A 569-nucleotide genomic window follows, 5' to 3' on the forward strand; every position below is an offset into this window, starting at 1 on the left:
AAGCGACGGAACCGGATTTACCGTGTAGGTCGCCTGCGTGGTGATCGTATCACAGATATCCGAAACAGTCCAGGTTACAAGGATCGAGCCGCCGGCACAGAAGTCGATATATGTTCCGTCAAAGTCATTTTCAAGTGTCGGGCTACAGCCACCACCTTCTCCTACGGCTGTGGTCTGCGCTGTCAGCCAGGTGTCAAACGCAGTGTTAAGCGCGGCCTGAGCTGAGGCCTGGTTATCGTCGGCATCGTAAATGTCACAGGCGTTAACGGTCTCGTCTGACGGTGCTGTCAAGCTAAGCGACGGAACCGGATTTACCGTGTAGGTCGCCTGCGTGGTGATCGTATCACAGATATCCGAAACAGTCCAGGTTACAAGGATCGAGCCGCCGGCACAGAAGTCGATATATGTTCCGTCAAAGTCATTTTCAAGTGTCGGGCTACAGCCACCACCTTCTCCTACGGCTGTGGTCTGCGCTGTCAGCCAGGTGTCAAACGCAGTGTTAAGCGCGGCCTGAGCTGAGGCCTGGTTATCGTCGGCATCGTAAATGTCACAGGCGTTAACGGTCTCGT

At 54.7% G+C, this 569-nt stretch carries 1 protein-coding gene; it reads right to left on the reverse strand.

Annotated features, from left to right (window positions below):
• Positions 1 to 569 (reverse strand): hypothetical protein (locus WFY05_RS22245; protein ID WP_340115148.1); only part of this gene is annotated, 569 nt, incomplete at both ends.

Source organism: Maribellus mangrovi (assembly GCF_037646455.1).
GTDB lineage: Bacteria > Bacteroidota > Bacteroidia > Bacteroidales > Prolixibacteraceae > Draconibacterium > Draconibacterium mangrovi_A.